Source organism: Bifidobacterium amazonense, from assembly GCF_018555435.2.
Lineage (GTDB): Bacteria > Actinomycetota > Actinomycetes > Actinomycetales > Bifidobacteriaceae > Bifidobacterium > Bifidobacterium amazonense.
In genome coordinates, this window is sequence record NZ_JAFEJT020000061.1 from 1 (window position 1) to 19,253 (window position 19,253).

Below are 19,253 nucleotides of genomic sequence, written 5' to 3' on the forward strand. Positions count from 1 at the left end.
GCCAAACCGGCGGATCGAGTTCAACGCCAAACGGTCGTAATGCCCGTGCGCGCCGCCCAGCACGCCGGTCTTCACCGTCACCTGATACTGCTCGTCCAAATCGCGCCCAGAAGCCTGCGAGCGCAGCATCGTAATGCCCGCCACCGGTGCCTGGCATGATTCGCCGAACACCGTCAACGCGTCCGTATCCACCGGCGGCAGCTCGGCGACGCCAAAATAGACATCCCGTTGTTCCGGCGGCACGGTGTGCAGCAGCGGCAACAGCGAGGGTTCACGGTAGATGCGGTAGGCGAGATCGTAGCGCGGTTCGCTGCGCTCGTAGGCGGGGGCGCATTCCTCACCGGAATCGTTCATGCCGAAGATCACGCCGTCATGTCCGAAGAACGGGATCATGGATTCCACGAGCTGCCTGACGGAGCGCGTGTTGTGCGTGGTCTTGCCCCAGATTTCGGTGGTCAGCCCGTCGATGCGGTCGGATGCGGGCAGCATCGGGTCGTCGTAGGTGCCGAAGCGGCTGTAGCTGGCGGGCACCTGCGCGTCACGCAGGCCGAAGCCCCACTTGTCGACGATCGTGATGAGCTGCAGATAGATGCCCATGGCGAGGTAGTTGTAGCCGATCGACGCCTCGTACCACCAGCCGTCGTCGAGCACGCCGCGCGAGAGGTGGTCGAGGATGCCGCCGTCGCAGTGCATGAAGTAGTCGATCGCCTCGAGATCCTGCATTTCGGCGGCGCTGGTGATGCAGCCGGCCAGTTCGCGCAGCTGCCAGTTGGACAGCTTGCCCTTCATCATCTCGCAGCGGATGATCTCCATGAAGGTGCGGCAAGCTTCGTGCAGACGCGCCTCCTCGTCGGCCGTGAGCAGGTGCAGGTCTCGAATGTGGTCGTAGGCGAAGGACACGAATTTGAAGTATTCGCCTTCGTGCACGAGTTCCTGGCTGCCGGCCTTGAGCGTGCGCATGTAGCCGTCCGGCGAGACCATCTCCTTGAGGAGCAACGCCACCTTGTCTGCGAATCGCCTCTCGCCGCTGATCATGGCGACGAGCGACGCATTGTACGCCTCGTCGGAATTGAGTGTAACGAACAGGTGGTCGGCCTTGGGGTCGATCTGCGGCACGATCCAGCGTTCGGCCTGCTCGTAGCGTATCCGGTAGGCGGCCTTCGCCCAGTCCTGTGTGGCGATGGTATGACGGATCTCCTCGATGTCCTCGCGTTGCAGCCCGGTGCGGCAGTCGTCGCTTGAGTTGACGGTCACGAACCGCATGGCCTGTGATTCACCGCTCGCCGACGTGACGACGAGCAGTTGGTCCTCGTGACCGTACGGTGCGAGACGTTCGGACGAGTGTACGGTCAGGCGCACGACGCGACGCTCGTGCGGCGCGAGCGCGACGACGAGCACGCCGGATGTCGCGGACGCATCGGCCGCCGCGTCATCCGTTACGTCATCCATTACGTCATCGGTCACGTCGGCAAGTTCGGTGGCGAGCACCTCCTTGCCGTGACGTTTGACGATCACCGTCACGGTCTGCGCACGATCGAGCATGTTCATCAGCGTCACGTCGTACGAAACGGTCGCGTCCGGATCGTCGCAGTCGACGGCCTTGCCGCGCACGTTGCAGCCGAGCAGCAGTTCACGGGCGGCGACGAACCGCACGACGGTCAACGGCAATGCGACGGCACGGTCCGGGGCAACGTCGACGGCCGCCCCGCCGCCGGCAACGACCGTCACGGCGATCACACCCTTGGGAAGGATGCCCATGCCCCCGTCGAACGAGAACTGCGCGAACGGCACGAACGTGGGCGCGCCCGGCACCAACACCGCGGAGGCCGTGACCTCAGGCAACGCCTCTTCGCGCGGATTGCGGCACAACGAGCAGGTAAGCGTCACGGTCACCGGCGTCGGCGCGGATACGTCCGCCGCCAGCTCGAGCCCATACCAGTCGAGCACGTCGGCCGCATGGTCGTTTGTCTCGCGGAATCCGTGAACATCCCACAGATGCTTGTCCGCCGGATTCTCGTGCGTGAACCGCACGCCGCCGGAGATATCCGTCCGCGGCCACCTCGTCACGTCGATGACGGTCTGATCGGGTATGAATCGCATGATCACATTCCTTTGGTTGGTCGTTGTTACGATGCGGGAATTCTTGAGCACCGAACAGGAGGCCGGCCCTCCTCCATGAGGAGGACCGGCTTGGTCATTCCGCGTCGAAATAGTTCTGCGCGTACTTGGTCTCGAACTCGACCAGCTTGTCGTAGCCGAGGTTCTTGGCCTTGGCGATCATCTCCTTCTTGAGGCTTTCGAATTCGGAGTCGGAGTTCGCGTAGATCATCTTCCACGAGTACTGCTTGATGGCGTCTCCGACCTGGCTGACGATCACGGCGTCCGTGTCGCTCCATTCCTTGACCGGCACGTCCTTGACGGGGAAGCCGGTGACCTGCTTGTTGTTGACGAGCACTTCCTTGACGTTGATCGCGCCGTCGTGGTCGGCGGACCATTCCTTGTCGAGGTTGGAGGCGTGGTCGACCAGATAGGTGTCCCACACGTTGTAGGCGGATGGGGAGCCGTATTTCTCGTCGACGGCGTTCGGGTCCATGAAGGAGCCATTGACCCGTGCCTTGAACGTGTCCTGCACCTTGCCGCCGCCGAGGTCGTCGGGCACGGACGTGGACCAGTCGCTGTTGCCGAGGTCGGTGAATTCGGGCTTGCCGTCGGCGTTCATCTTCCAGATCACGCCTTCGGGGCCGTTCTCGTAGGTGAAGGAGCCTTCGTCGCCGTACATGTAGTTGAGGAACTTGGCGGCGGTCTCGTGGTTGCCGTTCTTGGTGATGGCCCAGAACCAGTTGGTGCCGATGGTGGAGGTCATCTGGTCGGCGATGCTCATGCTTTCGTTGGTGATGCGTTCGTAGCCTTTCTTCTGCTCGGTCAGGTCCTTGTTGACCGGGTTGAAGTTCAGGTTGCCGATGTATCCGTACACCCACATGGCGGACTGGCCCTTTTCGCCCTTCTTGAGGTAGTCGTCCCACGTCTGTGTGGCGGAATCCGGGTCGAGCATGCCGTCCTGATGGAAGGAGTTCGCCCATTTGAGTCCCTGCAGATAGGTGCCGCCGTCGGCGAGCAGGTCCTCGGTCCTCTTGTTGATCGGATCGATGTTGATGAAGTCGTAGCCGTTGACGCCGTCGGTGATGGCCCAGCCCATGGCGTTGGCGATGTTGCGGATCTGTCCGGCCGACTTGGAGTCCCAGCCGCCGAAGAGGCTCAGCGCGTAGAAGTTGTCGCCGTTCTCGGTCTTGGGATGGGCCTTGGCCATGGCCTCGGCCACATCCTTGTATCCCCAGTAGTCCTTGATGGTCGGGGATCCGAGCTCCTTGTAGTAGTCGTAGCGCAGCGACGGAACGTTGACCGGGTCACCTTTGGTCAGTTCCGCAGTCTGCGCCACGCCCGAGGGGATGGCGTACACCTTGCCGTCGTCCGTGTTCTCCATGCGCGCGATGGCGTCCGTGAACCGGAACGCGTTCGGCAGCTGGTCCTTGATCGTGTTCAGGTCGATTACCTGTCCGGCGTCGATGGCCTTCTTCAGCGAGTCTCGGCTGGTGAAGATGACCACGTCGCCGAGCTGCCCGGTGGTCAGTTTGGTTTGGAACCGGTCGGTGCCGCCGACCGTGGCCGGCACGACGCTGATGTTCGACAATCCCAGCTTGTCCTTGAACATCTTGCCGACGTAACCGTCGAGCTTGCCCTCGTATGTGGCGGCCTGGGTGAATATCTGCAACGAGGTCGAGTCCGACTTGGCGCTGTTGTTGCCGCCGCATGCCGCGAGAGGGACGAGCATCGACACGGCAGCCGCCGATGCCACGAGGCGCTTCCTGTTCTTCCTGTTCATTCTTGCTCCTTTGCTTGGGATGGAAACCATCGTTGGTATCCGTTGATTGATTGGTGGATGGTAATGGTCCGGCCGGCGCAGTCGCTGAGTCGGCCTGTGCGCGAGACGTCTGATACAGACTTCGTGTCACTCGTTTCGTGCGATGATCATGACTCTAGCATGTAACTAGTTACTTATCAAGTCCAATCATTCACGACACGCCGGTAAGCGCTTGCCGAAATAACTAAGGCATCAATGAATGCCTGCAAAACATGACTCTTGCCAGCATTCATCGCAGATGCCCGATCAATGCGTTAGCCCCTGGCAAGGCACGGTACACGATGACAACCGAACTGATTAAGAAACTATTTACGCTGCCTGCCGACGGACTTTCCAAGTCAGGTCCCCTGACGCCATACGGACCCGAACGGGGATCCCGGAGGCTCCCGCAGCGTCAGCTACGCCAGCTATCTCACCTCGATCAAGACCTCCATTACGACCGGCCGTCCCACAGTATCGATCGAGAACTCGGCACGGTGCGTCCCGACGGACCGCTCCCCCGGCGTCCATCGCAGAATTCGCCCGTCGAACATGGCACCCGCAGGCAAATCCCGGGCCTCCACATGCGGCACCGTATCCGGACGAGCCGGGTCCCGGGCCTCCACGATGCAAGCGAGCTCCTCACCGACAGTCACGATCCGCCGCGGCACCGGACGGAAGTACGGCCGATGCACCGTCAACGGCAGTCCACGGACCGAATCCGGCCTGATCGCATACCCATTGTCCGGACAGGCGATCGTCGGATAGGGATACAGCGAATCCGGCGGCGTGCCGGGCGCGGGGGCATCCACCACGACATCCTCGCGCACCAGCCCTTCGCAGCCCTCGAGCTCCACGCCGGTCGTGAGATACGGTTCCTCGGGCACGTATTCGAAACCCGTGCGCCGCTTGCGTGTATTGGTCACCGCCACCAGCTGCGGCATCCCGTCCACGCTTCGCACGTCGACATCGGACCAGTGCGCGTCCCGCACGTCATCCAGCACGATCGCGGGACGCGTGTCATCCACATCGAACCGCAGGCGCAGTCCCTCCACACGCACCCCATCGGCATGACGCATGTACAGACCGTAGGCGGGCAGTATGCCGAATTCATCCGGTTCGGGATAGTTCTCCACATCCTCCGGCACGTTGTAGGGGTCATCCTCCCAGCGCGAGTCGGCCTCGCTCCATCGCACGCGTGGCAGCCCCGCCTCCGCATGCGCGTCGCGATGGTCGGCGAGCCACGGAATGCGAACGTCGCCCGCCGCGCAGTCCGTCTCGCGGCACGTCCATCCGGTACGCACGCAACGCTGCTCCACGGCGTCGCTCATCGCGATGCCGCCACGGCAGGTCACGTCGATGTCGCGCATGGTCAGGTTGCGGATGCGCCCGTCCATCATGCCGGCGACGATGATCGGATAACGCGGGTCGACGTTGCGGGCGACGATGTCCGAGATCTCCAGATCCCTGCATGACGCCACCGTGGCCACGCCGATGGCGTTGCCGTAACGCAGCCGGTCGAGTTGGTTGATCGCAATGTCCATGTCCGGCACGTATCGGCCGGCGTTCTCGTCGTAGGCGATGGGATGCCACGCATCACCGACCCTCACGCTGTTCGCCGGGTTGAGCCGGAGCGGGTCGTGCGGATCGACCACATCGAGCATGCCGCCGTTGCCCGCATCCATCCGTATGCGGCGATATGCCGGGGCGAACCGTCGGGCCGGGTACCGGTCGTAGCCATCGCGGTCGGGCAGGATCCATCGCGGCATGTCCAATCGCACGTCCCCGTCCGGCGCGACGACGTCGTCCGACGTCAGCCCGGTGACCGGATACCGCGCCCGGTCACCGGTGCGGATGAAGATCGGGCATGCGGTGACGTCCTCCATCACGCAATGCTCGATCACGATGTTGCTCGCGTCCACGCCATCCGTCGCCTCGACGGCCACGCCCATGCACCGTTCGAACCGGATGCGGCGGATCGTCACCCGATCGTAGCCGCAGGTCGCCTCGGTGCCGAGTTTGACGCGTCCGATGGGAGGGCACCCCGGATCGGCTACCGGACAGTCGCGGGACGGGAGTCCGGCGAGCGCCGATCCCATGTCGCAGCCGCTGACGAGACAGTCCTCGATCAGAATGTTCTCGGCACGCTGGAACCGGCGCGCACCGTACGACGATTTGACGACGATCGCATCGTCGTGCGCGGCGTTGACGCGGCAGCCACGCACGGTGACGTCCGTCGACGCGTCGATGTCGATGCCGTCGCGGTTGGTGTCGATGGTCAGTCCGTCGATCAGCAGATCGTTCGAACCCGTGGCGATGATGGCGAAGTGGCCGCACATGAGCATCTCGAACCCGCATAGCGCCACGCGTTCGCAGTCGAGCAGCGCGATGCCCTTGTTACCGAACCAGACGCCCCGATGGCCGTGCGAGTCCCGACGTTCCGGCATCTCGGGATCGCCGCGCCGCAGCACCTCATGCCGCACTCCGGTTTTCGGGTCCACACGGCTGCCGTCGAACCGCCCCTCGCCGTGGATCATGACGTCATGCACATGATCGCCCCACACGAGGCAGTTGCGCAGGTAGGAGTGCGCGTGGTCCTGCAGTCCGACATACGGGTTGGTCTCCGGCTCCAGATAGTTGCCTCCCCCATCAGGGTCGGGCTCGGCGGCCGCCACCACGGCGCCGGCGTCCAACCGCACGTTCACCCGGCTGCGCAGGACGATCGTGTACACGGTGAACCGGCCGGCGGGCACGACGATCTCGCCGCCGCCCCGCTCCGCCATGTCGGCGATGGCCCGGTTGATCGCCGCGGTGTTGGCGACCGGATCGGCTTGCGGCGATGCTCCGTAATCGACGATGGAGACGGACCGTTCCCGTTCCAGTATGCCGGGAAGGATGGTGCAGCCCGTCGCGCGGGCGATCGGATGGATTGGCATGTCGTCAGACTCCTTTGTCTTTGTCTATGGCGTTCCATGGTGACAGGGTCGGAACGTTGCGCCGCATCTGCCGTGAGGGGTGCGTTCGACCGGTGCTCCCGCCCATGAGGGGAGCAGGAAAAACGATCGTCGAATCTTCCGGCCTTTAGCGACGGTCGGATGCGGGCATCGCGGATTCCCGGATCACGAGTTCGGACGGCATCATGATGTCGCCTCCACCATCGAGTCCGAGACGGACGGCGGCCACGCCCATTTCGGCGAATGATATATGCACGGTGGTCAGAGGGACGACCAGCTCGTCCGACAGGGGCATGTCGTCGAATCCGGCGACCGATATCTGCTGCGGCACGGAAACATCCAATGACCTGAGGGCATTGATGGCATCGAGCGCCAGCATATCCGTGGCGCCGACCACCGCGGTGAACGGCGATCCATCCCGGTACCGGGAGACGATGCGCGCGGTGTCGGAATAGCGCACCGGATCGTACACCAGATCCGATGCCTCGTCATGACGGATTCCCGCCTCGCGCAAGGCACGCAGGAATCCACGGTACCGGGCCGCGAAGATCTCGGAATGCGCGCGCTTGCCCACATACAGCATGTCACGGTGTCCCATGGACAGCAGGTATCGGGTCATCTTGTACATGCCGGGCTCGTTCTCGTAGTCGACCACGCGGATGCGTTCGGACAGGGCGCAGCGCGGCCGGGCCAACGCGACCAGCGTGGTGCCCATGGACTCGAAGCGGTCGGCATAGCCGTTGAGTTCGTCGTCGGTGATGGCGCCCGGATCGTCGTCGGCCATGACGATCGCCACGCGCGGCCGCTGGGCCAGCAGATCGGTAAGCACCGCATGGGCATCGACCTGGGCCGATCCGCCCGTCGCGATGAGCCGGCATGCCATGCCACGGCGAACCACCTCATGCGCAAGCTCGCCGACCATGTCGCCATAGGTGCCGCCCCTGATCGAGCGAAGCACCAACGTCACCGAATTGGGCGGAGTGGTCAGCGCCCGGGCATGCGCGTTGGGCACGTAGCCAAGTGCGTTGACGGCCTGTTCGACCTTGGCCTTGGTGGCGTCGGAGACCTTCACGTTGCCGCGCATCACGCGCGAGACGGTGGCGACGGAGACCCCGGCCGCCGCCGCGATGTCGCGGATGTTCGCACCGGCGGTTTTCGCCGGCCCCTTGCGGCCAGTCACCACATGCCGTGGATCCGCCGCCGGTTCGGATTGCATCTCACTCATCGTCGCTCCATATCCGTGGTCATAGTCGAATACCCGATATCTGTAACTAGTTTCAGCACAAGAATTACTTATAATATACGCTTATCGAATGATAATTTCAATTCAGAAATGAAACCGGTTACAGTGGAGAGGGCATCATCTGCCGCATCATGCTCCGATATCAGGAAAGGGTTGCGTCCGAATCCCCTCATCGTGGCTTGGACGCAACCCTTTCCACTCGGACGGGTTCCGTACCCCGCTCTTCCATGAAGAAGAGTCAGGGACGCCGTCCTACACGCTTACTCGCCCTGCGCCGCCTGCTGCTGCGCCTTGAGCTGCTCCTTGACCTTCTGCGCGTACTCGTCGACGTATTCCTGGCCGCTCATGGCCTGGATCTCACGCGTCACGCGATCGGTGAGCTCGCGCAGTTCGTCGTGCGTCACGTCGAGCTTCTTGGCGACGGGAATCGGCTTGCCGTAGATCACCTGCGTCCTGCCCTTGGCCGGGATCACCGTGCCGGGTTCCTGCAGCTCGCGCGAGCCGATGATCGCGGTCGGCACGATCGGGCAGCCGGTTTCGAACGCGAGACGGGCCGCGCCGGTGTGTCCCTTGTACAGCTTGCCGTCGGGGCTGCGCGTGCCTTCGATGTGGATGCCGAACAGGTGTCCGGCCTCGATGATCTCGCGGGCGTGCTCCAGCGCGCCGAGCGACTTGGAGCCGCCGGAACGGTCCACCGGGAACACGCCCACGGACGTGAACCACCACTTCTTGAACTTGCCCTTGATGCCTTTTCCCTCGAAGTATTCGGCCTTGCCCATGAAGTGCACCATGCGCGGGCAGGTGATCGGGATGAGCGCATCGTCGATGACGGCCAGGTGGTTCGCCGCGATGATCGCGCCGCCGTGACGTGGAATGTTCTCCCTGCCGGTCACGCTGGGCCCGAGACGATGGCGTGCGATGGGGCCGAACACCTTGACGAAGAACCAGTAGAGCATGACGGCGCTCCTTTCCAAAGCTTGGCTTTGCCGCTGATTACAGTAGTGGGTATGACTGACCTCAACAATAGCAACGGCGGCGACGAACGCCCAAACCCCACGCCGAATGGCGGCGACGATCTGGACGGGGCGTGGGCCGCGTTCGCCGAGGCGCACGCCGACGAGCTCAAGGACGTGGAGCACTCCCGCAGCGCGCGACGCTTCGAACGTCACGCGCAACGCAAGGAGAAGGAGAAGCTGGTCTCCGTCAACGATCTGGACAACGGCGTGTTCACCGATGACCTCAAGCCGCTGAATCAGCGGATACGGGGGCCTCGCGACAACACGAGCTCCAGCTGGCTGGACGCGGACGACGTGATGGACCGCTACGGCGACGACTTCACGCCGCCGAACCCCAGCATCGGCCCGGTCAAACCGGCGAAGCTGGTGTTCTGGATCCTGCTGGTGGCCGGCATCGCCGGAGTGATTGCCAGCGTGTTCATGCCGACGCTGGCCGCCCTGCTGGGCACGGTGTTCGGCGCGTGCGCCGTCATCGGCGGCGCGGGGCTCATCGTGCAGCACAAGGGGCATACGCAGACGCGCGACGGCTATACCGACGACGGCGCGCGCGTCTAGTATCCGATGCGCATGCATGAGCGCATCGGGCAGACAGACGACGTGGGGTCGACCGTATCGATACGGTCGACCCCACGTCAATCAACCCATGTGAAAAATCGGATCACGCCTTCTTGGCCTTCGCGGCGGCGATCCACTGATCCAGCAGCGCCTCGGCCTTGCCGGAATCCACGGTCTGCTCGGCCAGCGCATAGGCCTGCTTGAAGCGCTCCCCCAGCGTGCCGTCGCCGACCAGATGGCCGTCGGCCACGATCGCGGACGCGGCGTTGAGCAGCGCGGTGGTGCGGGCGGGAATGTCCTTGCCGGCCACGAAGTCGCGGAATGCCGCGGCGTTGACCTCCGGCTCGTCGCCCTTGAGATCGGCGACGTCGATCTTCGCCAGACCCAGCTCGACGGTCGGATCGAATTCGGTTTCGCTCACCTTGCCGTCGCGGATCTCCCAGACGGACACCGGGCCGGTCGGAGCCAGCTCGTCCATGCCCTCATGCGAGGTGTACACCATGCCGGACTGGCCGTTCGCCGCGTAGACGGCGGCCATGATCGGGCTCATGCGGCGGTTCGCACAGCCGATGGCGACGTGCGCGGGCTTGGCCGGATTGGTGAGCGGTCCGAGCACGTTGAACACGCACGGGATGCCAAGCGCGGCACGGATCGGGCCGACGAAGCGCATGGCCGGATGGAACGTGCGGGCGAACGCGAAGGTGATGCCCACCTCGTCGCCGACCTCGCCCACGGCCTCGGGCGCAAGGTCGAGCGGCAGGCCGAGCGCCTCGAGCACGTCGGCCGCGCCGCACTTCGACGACGCCGCGCGGTTGCCGTGCTTGACGATCTTCACACCGGCCGCGGCGGCGGCGACCGAACCCATCGTGGACAGGTTCACGGTGGCGAAGCCGTCGCCGCCGGTGCCGACGATGTCGGTGGTCTCGCCGGAAACGTGCAGCGGCACGGCATGCGCCACCATGGCCTTGGCCGCGCCCGACACCTCCTCGGCGGTCAGTCCCAGCTGCTGCTGCATGGCAAGCGCCGCGCCTACGGCGGCGGGGGCGGCATTGCCCTGCATCAGGTCATCGACGAACCACTCCGATTCCTCCGCGCTCAGATGGTCTCCCCCGACCAGCTTGGTGAGAATCGACTTCCATGTGATCTCTGCCATGATGCCTCCTTGGCGCCCTTGCGCCGGCTGTATATATGTATCGTCGCTTATTGTAATGGCCGCCCGTTTCGTCCAGTCCGATCTTCCATATAGCAAAACGACCGCGGAAACGACGAGAGGCTCTCCCGTTGGGAAGAGCCTCTCGTTCATCGTTCCGTCAGATCAGCGCCGACGGACGGGGCATGTCACTGCTCGTTCTGGCCGTGGCACATCTTGTACTTGCGGCCGGAACCGCACGGGCACTGCGCGTTCTTCGGCGTGCCTGGGAAGGTGCGGCCGTCGGCCCACGGCGTCTTGAGCTCCTCGCTCTTCGGACGCTTGTTGGCCGGCACCTTGCCTTCGGCGTGGCTGATCGGCGCGGGGCCGACCACCACCGGGGCGGACGCCTCGCCGGCCTCGGATTCCTTCGCGGCCTCGGCGATGGCGGCGGCCTGCTCCTCGTCGGCCTCGTCATTCTCGTCCTCGCTCGGCTCGGAGGTCACGGAGGACGCCTCGTCGGCGGCCTCGGCCTGGTCTTCGGCGCCGTCGATGCCGATGGCGGCCTCGGCCTGGTCGACCGCCTGGTCCTCATCGGACTCGGTGGTCACGTCCTCGGTACGGGCGACCTGCTCGACGTCCACGTGGAAGAGCAGCTGGACGCTCTCCTCCTTGATGGCCTCGATCATCGAGTTGTACATCTGGTAGCCTTCGCGCTGGTATTCGACCAGCGGGTCGCGCTGGCCCATGCCGCGCAGGCCGATGCCGTCCTTGAGGTAGTCCATCTCGTACAGGTGCTCGCGCCACTTGCGGTCGAGCACGGCGAGCACGACGCGGCGTTCGAGCTGGCGCAGGCCCTCGGAGCCGACCTTCTCCTCGAACTTGGCGTACTCGGTCTTGATGGTCTCGACGATCGCGTCGCGCACGGCCTCGACGGCCTTCTCGCCCTTGGCCTTGCCCGCGGCGTCCTTGGCGGCCTCGACGTCGAACTCGATCGGGAACACGGTGCGCAGGGCCTTGAACAGACCCTCCCAGTCCCAATCCTTCGGCTTCTCGGAGCCGTTGTTGGCGCCCTTGATGTAGCTTTCGACGGTGTCGGCGAAGAAGCGCTCGATGTCCTCGTGGATGTCCTCGCCCTGCAGCACGGCCTGGCGCTCGGAGTAGATGACGGTGCGCTGCTTGTTCATCACGTCGTCGTACTTGAGGACGTTCTTACGGATCTCGAAGTTGCGGGACTCCACGGCCTTCTGCGCGGTGCGCACGCCCTTGGAGACGCTCTTGGACTCGATCGGCTCGCCTTCCGGCATGCCCTTGGCCATGACGCGGGCGACGAGCTGCGTGTTGAACAGGCGCATCAGGTCGTCTTCCAGCGACAGGTAGAAGCGGGACTCGCCCGGGTCGCCCTGACGGCCGGAACGGCCGCGCAGCTGGTTGTCGATACGGCGGGACTCGTGGCGTTCGGTGCCGAGCACGTACAGACCGCCGAGCTCGACGACCTCCTCGTGCTCGTCCTTGACCTGCGCCTTGATCTCGGCGAGGGTGCCCGGCCAACGCTTCTCGTACTCGTCCGGCGTGTCCTCCGGCGAATAGCCTTCGGACTTGAGCTTGGCGTCGGCGAGGAACTCGACGTTGCCGCCGAGCATGATGTCGGTACCACGGCCGGCCATGTTGGTGGCGACGGTGACGGCGCCCTTGCGGCCGGCGACGGCCACGACGGCCGCTTCCTTGTCGTGCTGCTTCGCGTTGAGCACCTGATGCGGGATCTTCGCCACGTCGAGCAGCGTGGAGACGACCTCGGAGGATTCGACGGACGCGGTGCCCAGCAGCACCGGCTGGCCCTTGTGGTGACGCTTGGCGACGTCCTTGACGATGGCCGCCAGCTTCTCCTTCTTGGTGCGGAAGATCAGGTCGTCCTGATCCTTGCGGATCATCGGCTTGTTGGTCGGGATCGGCAGCACGCCGAGCTTGTAGGTGCCCATGAACTCGGCGGCCTCGGTCTCGGCGGTACCGGTCATGCCGGCGAGCTTGTCGTACATGCGGAAGTAGTTCTGCAGCGTGATGGTCGCGAAGGTCTGGTTCTCGGCCTTGACCTCGACGCCTTCCTTCGCCTCGATGGCCTGGTGCAGGCCCTCGTTGTAGCGGCGGCCCGGCAGGATGCGGCCGGTATGCTCGTCGACGATGAGCACCTCGCCGTTGGTCACGACGTAGTCGCGGTCGCGCAGGAACAGCTCCTTGGCCTTGATGGCGTTGTTCAGGTAGCCGATGAGCGCGGTGTTGTTCGGCTCGTACAGGTTGTCGATGCCGAGGAAGTCCTCGACCTTGGTGATGCCCGGGTCGAGAATGCCGACGACCTTCTTCTTCTCGTCGACCTCGTAGTCCTCGTCTCGGGTCAGCTTCGGCACGAGGCGCGCGAACTGGCGGTACCAGCGGGTCACGTCGCCCTCGGCCGGACCGGAGATGATCAGCGGCGTACGCGCCTCGTCGATGAGGATGGAGTCGACCTCGTCGACGATGGCGAAGTGGTGGCCACGCTGGACGAGCTCGCTCTTCTCCCACGCCATGTTGTCACGCAGGTAGTCGAAGCCGAACTCGTTGTTGGTGCCGTACGTGATGTCGGCGTTGTACTGCTTGCGGCGTTCCGGCGGCTTCTGCTCGGTGATGATGCAGCCGACCGACATGTTCAGGAACCGGTAGATGCGGCCCATGAGCTCGCTCTGGTAGCTGGCCAGGTAGTCGTTGACGGTCACGACGTGCACGCCCTTGCCCTCGAGCGCGTTGAGGTAGCTCGGCAGGGTGGCGACGAGGGTCTTGCCCTCGCCGGTCTTCATTTCGGCGATGTTGCCCCAGTGCAGGGCGGCGCCGCCCATGAGCTGCACGTCGAAGTGGCGCTGGCCGAGCGTGCGCTTGGAGACCTCGCGCACGGTGGCGAACGCCTCGGGCATGATGTCGTCGAGCTTCTTGCCGTTGTCCAGCTGCTGCTTGAACTTGGCCGTCTGGCCCTTGAGCTCCTCGTCGCTGAGGGCCGAAATCTCGTCCTCGAGGGCGTTCACCGCCTTCGCCACGCCTTCGAGCTTCTTGATCTGACGGCCTTCGCCCATGCGAAGGGCCTTGTCAACGATATCTACCACGTTTTGCTCCCTGTAGAGTTTGTTACCGTAAACGAGCATAGCCCAACCTCGTGCAAGTCGGGCACAAACTTCGTTCATAATACGCGGACACGCCGATTTTCGCCGGGATTGTCCGTTTTCGCGCACGAAAGGGCCCGCGTGGCGGACATTGCCTCCACACGGGCCCTTGCCTCGATCATTGCCGTGTCACGGCCCTATGCCGCGCGACGGCGGCGTGTCTCACTTCTGCACGTTCTCCGGAGTGTCGATCTCGAACACGCCGTAGCTCCAGCCATGGCGGTGGTAGACGACGGACGGGCGGCCGGTCTCCTTGTTGACGAACAGGAAGAAGTCATGGCCGATCAGCTCCATCTCGTACAGAGCCTCGTCGATGGTCATCGGTTCGGCGATGTGCAGCTTGCGACGGATGACGATCGGAGTGTCGCCGACCTGCACCTCCACCGACTCGCCCGGGCCGAGGTCGGATGCGACCGCGGCGGCGGGGCTGTTGTTCGGCTCCTCCTCGGGAGCCTCCTCCTCGGCCTCGGGCTCGACCACGCCCATGTCGACCGGAACCGGGTTCGTGTAGCCGCGGCGGTGATCCTTGCGACGGTCACGCGTGCGGCGCAGACGCAGCGTCAGCTTGTCCAGCGCCATGTCGAGCGCGCTGAACTCGTCGGTGCTCGAAGCCTCGGCACGCACCACGGTGCTGCCGGCGATGACGGTGATTTCCACGCGCTTGGCCGTATCGGCCTGACGCGGGTTGCCCTCGTGCGTCAGCACGATCTGCGCGCGCTGGGCGTCCGGAGCGATAGCGGTCACACGATTCATCTTGCTTTCGACGACATCACGGAACCTCTGCTTGACTTGCGTGTGGCGTCCGGTAACGACGATTTCCATGTGGACCTCCTATGACTCAAGCGGTGTTACCCGCTATTTGCGGTCCGGCGGCGACTTCGCCGTCGGTATGTTTTATTGTAGCCGAACAACAGGCAAACAACGGGGAACTCGCCCGAAGAAAAATGCGTGTTTCCCTCATGTTCCGGTAACGTCGCCGTGCTTGCATGGGTTTGTTCCGTGCGGCCGGGGCGTCGCGGACGGCGTCGGCGCGCCGTCGTGTATTATGGTGCGCTTGAGACCCCTTGACGGCCGCGGTCCGGTTCCGCCGGACTGAGGAACTTCCGGGCTCCGCAGAGCACGATGGCGGATAACGTCCGCCCAGGGTGACCTGAGAGATAGCGCAGCAGAGAACAGACCGCCAGCTTCGGCTGGTAAGGGTGAAACGGCGGTGTAAGAGACCACCGGGCCTCCGGCAACGGCAGGCCGCATGGCAAGCCTCATCGGGAGCAAGGCCAAGCAGAAGGCGCTTGAGGGCTGCTCGCCCAATGCCTTCGGGTAGGCTGCTGGAGCCTGACGGCGACGTCAGGTCGAGATGGATGGCCGTCCGCGCCGCATCCGCGGCGTGACAGAACCCGGGGTATAAGGGGTCTCATTTTTCTTTTTCCCGCGCCGGCATCGCGAAACGGCATCGCGTAACCGACATCGCAGGAGTTCGGACGTCGGGGAACGGTGTCAGAACAGCTCCTGCGCGACACGCCGCAGCACATCCGGGGCGTGTCCCTTGCGCCCGCCGGCCGCCCAGAAGCGGCGTCTACGGCGTTCGGGATCCATGCCCTCCGTCTTCGCGGCGTATCGGCGGCCCAGCTCCCATGCCGCCTCCTCGAACACGCCTTCCGATTCGGCCTGCGTCACGATCCGCTGCGCCATGCCACGATCCACGCCGCGGCGAGCGAGCTCCGCCGCCGCTCCCCTGCCGCCCATGAGACGCGCGGCACAGTAGCGCACGGCCGATCTGGCATACGCCTCGTCGTCGATCAGCCGCACCTGTGCCAACCGCAGGATGACGGCTTCCACCACGTCGGCGTCATATCCCCTGTCGGTCAGACGTTCCCGCAGCGTTCCCGAGGAACGGGGCGCGGCGTCCAACAGCCGCAGCGCCGCCTCGCGGCAGGCGTCCACGTCCATCGGATCGTCCACGCCACGCACGGACCACGACGAACGCGAACGCATCGGGAGACGGGCCCGGCCGCCGCCACGGCTTTCCGCCGGCGCGGCGGCGTCCGCCTCCGGCCCGACGGGATGGGCGCGCAGGAACTCCTCCGCACTGATCATCGCCGGACCGTCACGCCTTGGGATCGGCCTTGCCGGCCTTGTCCTGCGCGGCCGGTGCAGCCGTATCCTTGGCGGCGCCCTCGGCGTCGGCGCCGACCCCCTCGCCTTCGGCGAACTGGTCCTCGGCGGGGATCAGGCCGAATTCGACCTTGACCTTGTTCTCGATCTCATGGGTGACGTCCGGGTTGTCACGCAGGAACTTGCGCACGTTCTCGCGGCCCTGTCCGAGCTGGTCGCCGTTGTAGGTGAACCACGAGCCGGACTTCTTGACGACGTTGCACTGCAGCGCCATGTCGAGCACCGAACCCTCCGTCGAGATGCCCTCGCCGTACAGCACGTCGAATTCGGCCGACTTGAACGGCGGGGCCATCTTGTTCTTGACCACCTTGACCTTGGTGCGGTTGCCGATGGCGTCCTCGCCGTTCTTGATGGTCTGGATGCGGCGGATGTCGAGGCGCACCGACGCGTAGAACTTCAGCGCCTTGCCGCCGGTGGTGGTCTCCGGGCTGCCGAAGAACACGCCGATCTTCTCGCGCAGCTGGTTGATGAAGATGGCCGTGGTGCCGGCCTGCGCCAGCGCGCCGGTCATCTTGCGCAGCGCCTGGCTCATAAGCCGGGCCTGCAGGCCCACGTGGCTGTCGCCCATGTCGCCGTCGATCTCGGCCTTCGGCACCAGAGCCGCGACCGAGTCGATGACGATGACGTCCAGTGCGCCGGATCGGATGAGCATGTCGGCGATCTCGAGCGCCTGCTCGCCGTTGTCGGGCTGGGAGACGATGAGCGAATCGGTGTCGACGCCGAGCTTGCGCGCGTACACCGGGTCGAGCGCGTGCTCCGCATCGATGAAGGCGGCCACGCCGCCGGCCTTCTGCGCGTTCGCGACCACGTGCAGGGCCAGCGTGGTCTTGCCGGAGGATTCCGGACCGTAGATCTCGACGATGCGCCCCTTGGGCAGACCGCCGATGCCGAGCGCCATGTCGAGCGCCAGCGATCCGGTGGGAATGACCTCGACGTTCTGTTCGGGCCGGTCGCCCAGCCTCATCGCCGAGCCCTTGCCGAAGCTTTTCTCGACCTGGGCCAGCGCCGTGTCCAGCGCCGCCTGCCGCCGGGGATCGATGCCGGGCTTCGTGTCGGGCGTTTTCTTCGCCGCCGCGGCCGTCTGCTGTGCCATGTTCCGCTCCTTATTGTCGTGTGCGTCCGGTTCACCGTTCACGCTACGGGCCGGCCGACCGGCATGCAAGCCGGATCGACCCCTGTGGTCGAATACTCGGCTCCGGGCGCGTCGCACACCCCTTAATGCCTTGCAATGTCAGGGTTTGCGGCCGATCGCACCATCCGAGCCCCCGTATGCCGGTGGACCGTCACTGTGGATAACCATACCCCATACGACGAACATTTGTTCGAACCGCGTGTCTTGACGGACGCCGCGTCGAGATCAGTCCGCGCGTGTCTCACGCCCGCCGCCAAACCCGACCGGCAGGGGCGGCGCCGCATGATCGGCGCCCCATCGACGCGAATCCGGCACGTCCATCTGATCGCACAGCACGTTCCACACCACGCGCGGCTGCTCCCCGGCGGCGAGAGCCTCGGCCGCCGTCATGCCACCCAATCTGGGCAGATCCTGGTCGCGGGCCAGACTCCTGCCATATCCCCGTCCGAACACTTCCTCGATCAGCTGCCAGAATTCCCGTTCCTTCACGATGCCCCAGTCTACAGCCGTCCGGTCGCGATCGCGTCCGGCAGGACGCATACGCCCAGCCGATAACGACGGATGCGGCCCGCCGCCGGTCCTCCCGGCAACGGGCCGCATCCATATCCATATCCTCGATGCAGGCTCTGCGGCACGCCGATCGCGCTACGCGGCGTCCACCGAATCCAGATAGTCGGCCACCATGCGCAGCATCTGCGCGGTGCTCACTCCAAGCGACTCAGCGATCGAGCTGAGCAGTTCGGAGCTGGCCTCCTTCTGTCCGCGCTCGACCTCGGACAGGTATCCGAGCGACACGCCGGCCTTTTCGCTCACCTCGCGCAGGGTCTTGCGGTCGCGCGTGCGCAGTTCGCGCAGCACATGGCCGATGGCCTCGCGCAACGACACGTCCCGGGATTCCGCCGGCGTGTCGCGCATGGTGCGGGACGCGCTCCTGACATGCGGTTCCGAGTCCTCCTCCTGCCACATGCGGCTCAGGGCCGCCTTTCGCTCGTCATTGGCCTTCTTGGCGGCGCGGGCGGCCAGCACCTGCTGCTGGGCGAACATCACCGCCCTGCGCTGCGCCGGAGTGAGGTCGCGCATGCGCGCGCTTCCCGGACGGGCCGCCACCGGGCTGATCTCCTCGACATTGATCGTCTGTGCGCTGCGGGTCATCGTTTCCATCGCAACCCTCCTTAGGTGCTCCTCGACGTTTCGTGTGTCCACTATCTTCAACACACGCGCCGCGGCATTATTCCTGAGAACTTGCTGTAAATAGGCTCAGGTTTTCCAAAACGCGCAATACGGTGAGACGGCGCACCTGCTCGCGGGTGCCGTTCAGACGCAGCTCCTTCCAGACTTCGCGGCCGTGTCCGTCCTCGTCAAGGACGCCCGGCAGCGCAAGTCCGATGTAGACGAGCCCGGCCGGCTTGTCGCCGTCGGGTCCCGGCCCAGCCACGCCGGTGGTGGACAGTCCGATGACCCGGTCGCCGTATTCCGGCTGCGCGTACAGCCGCGCGGTCGCAGCGGCCATCTGCCGGGCGACCTCAGGGTGCACCGCCCCCTCGCGTTCCAGCAGCCCGCGATCCACGCCCAGCACCGACGCCTTGGCGCGGATGTCGTAGGTGACCGCGGAGCCGAGGAACACGTTGGACGCGCCGGGAATGCGCACGAACGCGTCGGCGAGCAGTCCGCCGGTCAGCGACTCCGCTGCGGCGATCCTCAGCCCGCGCTCCTCGCAGCGGCGCAGGATGTCCGCGGCGAGCCCGTCGCAGCGTCGCGTCACGTCATCATCATCGAACGTCATGGTCGGTCTCCTTCAATAAAAATCCCTCCCGCCGGGCGGGAGGGATTTTTATTGAAGGAGACCGACCATGACGTTCGATGATGATGACCCGGTCGCCGTATTCCGGCTGCGCGTACAGCCGCGCGGTCGCAGCGGCCATCTGCCGGGCGACCTCAGGGTGCACCGCCCCCTCGCGTTCCAGCAGCC

The 19,253-nt window shown here is 65.0% G+C and carries 14 protein-coding genes, 1 other RNA gene and 1 pseudogene; 2 read left to right on the top strand and 14 right to left on the bottom strand.

Going from position 1 to position 19,253, the window contains the following annotated elements; all coding sequences use genetic code 11:
* The 5 genes from JS533_RS11350 to JS533_RS11370 form a co-directional block, all read right to left on the bottom strand.
* Nucleotides 1-2,100: hypothetical protein (locus tag JS533_RS11350; protein ID WP_241514685.1), on the bottom strand; the 2,100-nt coding region annotated here is incomplete at its 3' end.
* Nucleotides 2,101-2,194: 94 nt separating this feature from the next.
* Nucleotides 2,195-3,880, bottom strand: coding sequence for a type 2 periplasmic-binding domain-containing protein (locus JS533_RS11355; RefSeq protein WP_241514687.1), 1,686 nt, complete (start codon nt 3,878-3,880; stop codon nt 2,195-2,197).
* Nucleotides 3,881-4,326: 446 nt separating this feature from the next.
* Complete coding sequence (locus JS533_RS11360; RefSeq protein ID WP_241514689.1) at nt 4,327-6,834, bottom strand: glycoside hydrolase family 28 protein; 2,508 nt, start codon at nt 6,832-6,834, stop codon at nt 4,327-4,329.
* A gap of 145 nt (nt 6,835-6,979) precedes the next feature.
* Nucleotides 6,980-8,077 carry a LacI family DNA-binding transcriptional regulator gene (locus tag JS533_RS11365; RefSeq protein ID WP_241514690.1) on the bottom strand — a complete coding sequence of 366 codons (1,098 nt, stop codon included), beginning with the start codon at nt 8,075-8,077 and terminating at the stop codon, nt 6,980-6,982.
* Between the two features lie 278 nt (nt 8,078-8,355).
* Complete coding sequence (locus tag JS533_RS11370; protein ID WP_241514692.1) at nt 8,356-9,051, bottom strand: lysophospholipid acyltransferase family protein; 696 nt, start codon at nt 9,049-9,051, stop codon at nt 8,356-8,358.
* A gap of 51 nt (nt 9,052-9,102) precedes the next feature.
* On the opposite strand from JS533_RS11370, the gene JS533_RS11375 reads away from it, so the two are divergent.
* Nucleotides 9,103-9,666, top strand: a complete 564-nt coding sequence (locus tag JS533_RS11375; RefSeq protein ID WP_241514694.1) for a DUF308 domain-containing protein — start codon at nt 9,103-9,105, stop codon at nt 9,664-9,666.
* Between the two features lie 103 nt (nt 9,667-9,769).
* Here the strand turns inward: JS533_RS11375 and trpD are convergent, their stop codons facing one another.
* From trpD to hpf, 3 genes are all read right to left on the bottom strand, one after another.
* Nucleotides 9,770-10,819, bottom strand: coding sequence for an anthranilate phosphoribosyltransferase (gene trpD, locus JS533_RS11380; RefSeq protein ID WP_241514696.1), 1,050 nt, complete (start codon nt 10,817-10,819; stop codon nt 9,770-9,772).
* 185 nt (nt 10,820-11,004) lie between these two features.
* On the bottom strand, nt 11,005-13,923 hold the full coding sequence (gene secA, locus JS533_RS11385) for a preprotein translocase subunit SecA (RefSeq protein ID WP_241514698.1): 2,919 nt from the start codon (nt 13,921-13,923) through the stop codon (nt 11,005-11,007).
* Nucleotides 13,924-14,142: 219 nt separating this feature from the next.
* A complete protein-coding gene (gene hpf, locus JS533_RS11390) occupies nt 14,143-14,802 on the bottom strand; it encodes a ribosome hibernation-promoting factor, HPF/YfiA family (RefSeq protein WP_241514700.1) in 660 nt (219 codons plus the stop codon).
* 233 nt (nt 14,803-15,035) lie between these two features.
* Here hpf and rnpB point away from each other — a divergent pair.
* An RNA gene (gene rnpB / locus JS533_RS11395) (RNase P RNA component class A) lies at nt 15,036-15,398 on the top strand.
* A gap of 76 nt (nt 15,399-15,474) precedes the next feature.
* Here rnpB and JS533_RS11400 read toward each other — a convergent pair.
* The 6 genes and pseudogenes from JS533_RS11400 to JS533_RS11425 form a co-directional block, all read right to left on the bottom strand.
* Nucleotides 15,475-16,074, bottom strand: coding sequence for a regulatory protein RecX (locus JS533_RS11400; protein WP_241514701.1), 600 nt, complete (start codon nt 16,072-16,074; stop codon nt 15,475-15,477).
* A gap of 10 nt (nt 16,075-16,084) precedes the next feature.
* Entirely contained in the window at nt 16,085-17,245 is a 1,161-nt protein-coding gene (recA, locus tag JS533_RS11405) for a recombinase RecA (protein ID WP_241514702.1), read from the bottom strand.
* Between the two features lie 264 nt (nt 17,246-17,509).
* On the bottom strand, nt 17,510-17,773 hold the full coding sequence (locus tag JS533_RS11410; RefSeq protein ID WP_241514704.1) for a DUF3046 domain-containing protein: 264 nt from the start codon (nt 17,771-17,773) through the stop codon (nt 17,510-17,512).
* A 156-nt stretch (nt 17,774-17,929) separates the two neighbouring features.
* Nucleotides 17,930-18,445 carry a helix-turn-helix domain-containing protein gene (locus JS533_RS11415; RefSeq protein ID WP_241514706.1) on the bottom strand — a complete coding sequence of 172 codons (516 nt, stop codon included), beginning with the start codon at nt 18,443-18,445 and terminating at the stop codon, nt 17,930-17,932.
* Nucleotides 18,446-18,512: 67 nt separating this feature from the next.
* Nucleotides 18,513-19,067 (bottom strand): CinA family protein, encoded by a 555-nt coding sequence (locus tag JS533_RS11420; RefSeq protein ID WP_241514708.1) that lies wholly within the window; start codon nt 19,065-19,067, stop codon nt 18,513-18,515.
* A gap of 64 nt (nt 19,068-19,131) precedes the next feature.
* Nucleotides 19,132-19,253 (bottom strand): annotated as a pseudogene (locus tag JS533_RS11425) (CinA family protein); the annotation flags it as partial.

Coding starts and splice junctions, on each gene's coding strand:
- JS533_RS11355 (WP_241514687.1), bottom strand. CDS start 3,880: ATGAACAGGAAGAACAGGAAGCGCCTCGTGGCATCGGCGGCTGCCGTG.
- JS533_RS11420 (WP_241514708.1), bottom strand. CDS start 19,067: ATGACGTTCGATGATGATGACGTGACGCGACGCTGCGACGGGCTCGCC.
- JS533_RS11360 (WP_241514689.1), bottom strand. CDS start 6,834: ATGCCAATCCATCCGATCGCCCGCGCGACGGGCTGCACCATCCTTCCC.
- JS533_RS11370 (WP_241514692.1), bottom strand. CDS start 9,051: ATGCTCTACTGGTTCTTCGTCAAGGTGTTCGGCCCCATCGCACGCCAT.
- JS533_RS11400 (WP_241514701.1), bottom strand. CDS start 16,074: ATGATCAGTGCGGAGGAGTTCCTGCGCGCCCATCCCGTCGGGCCGGAG.
- trpD (WP_241514696.1), bottom strand. CDS start 10,819: ATGGCAGAGATCACATGGAAGTCGATTCTCACCAAGCTGGTCGGGGGA.
- JS533_RS11365 (WP_241514690.1), bottom strand. CDS start 8,077: ATGAGTGAGATGCAATCCGAACCGGCGGCGGATCCACGGCATGTGGTG.
- recA (WP_241514702.1), bottom strand. CDS start 17,245: ATGGCACAGCAGACGGCCGCGGCGGCGAAGAAAACGCCCGACACGAAG.
- JS533_RS11415 (WP_241514706.1), bottom strand. CDS start 18,445: ATGGAAACGATGACCCGCAGCGCACAGACGATCAATGTCGAGGAGATC.
- JS533_RS11375 (WP_241514694.1), top strand. CDS start 9,103: ATGACTGACCTCAACAATAGCAACGGCGGCGACGAACGCCCAAACCCC.
- hpf (WP_241514700.1), bottom strand. CDS start 14,802: ATGGAAATCGTCGTTACCGGACGCCACACGCAAGTCAAGCAGAGGTTC.